Origin of the sequence: Pseudonocardia pini (assembly GCF_013870575.1) — a bacterium.
Taxonomy (GTDB): domain Bacteria; phylum Actinomycetota; class Actinomycetes; order Mycobacteriales; family Pseudonocardiaceae; genus Pseudonocardia; species Pseudonocardia pini.
In genome coordinates, this window is sequence record NZ_JACBXB010000766.1 from 1 (window position 1) to 2636 (window position 2636).

The following is a 2636-nucleotide window of genomic DNA, read 5'->3' on the forward strand; positions in this document are numbered from 1 at the left end:
GGAGCGACCATCGCCACTCACAGGTCAGCCTGCCGAGGTGACCCGGTAGACGTCGTACACGCCCTCGACGTTGCGGACCGCGTGCAGGACGTGCCCGAGGTGCTTCGGGTCCCCCATCTCGAAGGAGAAGCGGGACACCGCGACCCGGTCCCGTGACGTGGTGACCGAGGCCGAGAGGATGTTGACCTTCTCGTCCGCCAGGACCTTGGTGACGTCGGACAGCAGCCGGTGCCGGTCCAGCGCCTCGACCTGGATCGCCACCAGGAAGACCGACGCCGGCGAGACCGACCACGCGACGTCGACCAGCCGCTCGCTGCGCCCCTTGAGGTCCTCGGCGTTGGTGCAGTCCGTGCGGTGCACCGACACCGCTCCCCCGCGGGTGACGAACCCGAGGATCTCGTCGCCGGGGACGGGGGTGCAGCAGCGGGCGAGCTTGCAGTAGACGTCCCCGAGCTGCTTGCCGTCCTCGCCCTGCAGGACCACGCCCGCGTCGCCGGAGGGCCGCCGGACCCGGACGGTGGACGGGGTGGCCCGCTCCGCGAGCTCCTCCTCCGCGTCCTCGACCCCGCCGATCAGCGCCACGAGCCGCTGCACGACGTGCCGGGCGCTGGCCTGTCCCTCACCGATCGCGGCGTAGAGGGCCGAGACGTCCGGGTAGTGCATCTCGCGGCCGAGGGCGGTCATCGCGTCGGTGGACACGAGGCGCTGCAGCGGCATGCCCGTGCGTCGGGCCTCCCGCGTGATCGCCTCCTTGCCCTCCTCGATGGCCTCCTCGCGGCGCTCCTTGGCGAACCACTGCTTGATCTTGTTCTTGGCCCGCGGCGACTGGACGAAGCCCAGCCAGTCCCTGCTCGGCCCGGCGCCCTCGGCCTTCGACGTGAAGATCTCGACGACGTCGCCGGACTCCAGCGTGCGCTCCAGCGCCACGAGCCTGCCGTTGACCCGCGAGCCGATGCAGCGGTTCCCGACCTCGGTGTGCACCGCGTAGGCGAAGTCGACCGGGGTGGAGCCCACGGGCAGCGTCTGGACGTCCCCCTTGGGTGTGAAGACGAACAGCTCCTTGGCCGCGAGGTCGTAGCGCAGCGACTCCAGGAAGTCGCCGGGGTCCGCGGCCTCGCGCTGCCAGTCGAGCAGCTGCCGCATCCAGGACATCTCGTCGATCTCGACGGCGGCGCCGGTGTTGTTGCCCCGCGTCTCCTTGTACCGCCAGTGCGCCGCGATGCCGTACTCCGCGGTGCGGTGCATCTCGCTCGTGCGGATCTGGACCTCGAGGGGCTTGCCGTCCGGTCCGATCACGGTGGTGTGCAGCGACTGGTAGACGCCGAAGCGGGGCTGCGCGATGTAGTCCTTGAACCGGCCGGGCATGGGCTGCCAGAGGGCGTGGACCATGCCCATCGCGGCGTAGCAGTCCCGCACCTCGTCGACCAGGACCCGGACGCCCACGAGGTCGTGGATGTCGTCGAACTCCCGACCCTTGACGATCATCTTGCGGTAGATCGAGTAGTAGTGCTTCGGCCTGCCCTCGACCGTGCCGTTGACCCGCGCCGCCGCCAGCTGCGCGGACACCTCGTCGATGACCTGCTTGAGGTAGGTGTCCCGCGACGGCGCGCGGGTCGCCACGAGCCGCACGATCTCGTCGTACTTCTTCGGGTGCAGGATCGCGAAGGACAGGTCCTCCAGCTCCCACTTCACCGTGGCCATGCCGAGCCGGTGCGCCAGCGGCGCCATGACCTCGAGGGTCTCGCGCGCCTTCTTGGCCTGCTTCTCCGGCGGCAGGAACCGCATGGTCCGCATGTTGTGCAGGCGGTCCGAGAGCTTGATCACCAGGACCCGGGGGTCGCGGGCCATGGCCACGACCATCTTGCGGATCGTCTCGGCCTCGGCCGCACTGCCGAACTCGACCTTGTCCAGCTTCGTGACGCCGTCGACCAGGTGGGCGACCTCGTCCCCGAACTCCGCGCGCAGCCGGTCCAGCGAGTAGTCCGTGTCCTCGACGGTGTCGTGCAGCAGGGCCGCCACCAGCGTGGTCGTGTCCATGCCGAGCTCGGCGAGGATCGTGGAGACGGCGAGCGGGTGCGTGATGTAGGGGTCGCCGGACTTGCGCTTCTGCCCGGCGTGCTTCTCCTCGGCGACGTCGTACGCGCGCTGCAGCAGCACGAGATCGGCCTTCGGGTGCAGCGTGCGGTGGACGCTCGCCAACGGCTCGAGCACCGGCTTCACGATCGCCACCCGCTGCGGTGTCATCCGCCGGGCGATCCGCGCACGGACCCGCCGGGTCGCGGACGGCCGAGCAGGATCCTCGGCCGGAGCGGCGTTCTGCTGGACATCCGTCACCGGGCCCTCACCGCAACTCTCGCCACCCCCGGGAGGATACGCGCAGCTAGTACGAGAGCAGGCTGTGGACCGCGATTCCGGGGAGCCTGTCGCGGCCCTTCAGCGCGGCCAGCTCGATCACCGTGCCGAACCCGGTGACCTCGGCCCCCGCGTCCGTCAGCAGGGCGCAGGCCGCGGCCGCGGTCCCACCGGTGGCCAGCACGTCGTCCACCACGAAGACCTTGGTCCCGGGCTCGACGACGCCGGCGGGCAGCTCCAGCGTGGCCGTCCCGTACTCCAGGTCGTACGTCCGGCTCCCGGCC

General features: G+C 70.7%; 2 protein-coding genes. Both read right to left on the bottom strand.

Annotated elements, in window-relative coordinates:
• Nucleotides 1–24: 24 nt before the first annotated feature.
• The gene (locus H5J29_RS28565) at nucleotides 25–2244 is read right to left on the bottom strand and encodes a RelA/SpoT family protein (protein ID WP_181784089.1); all 2220 of its coding nucleotides are present in this window, start codon (nucleotides 2242–2244) and stop codon (nucleotides 25–27) included.
• 136 nt (nucleotides 2245–2380) lie between these two features.
• Nucleotides 2381–2636 (bottom strand): phosphoribosyltransferase family protein (locus H5J29_RS28570; RefSeq protein ID WP_281376125.1); only part of this gene is annotated, 256 nt, incomplete at its 5' end.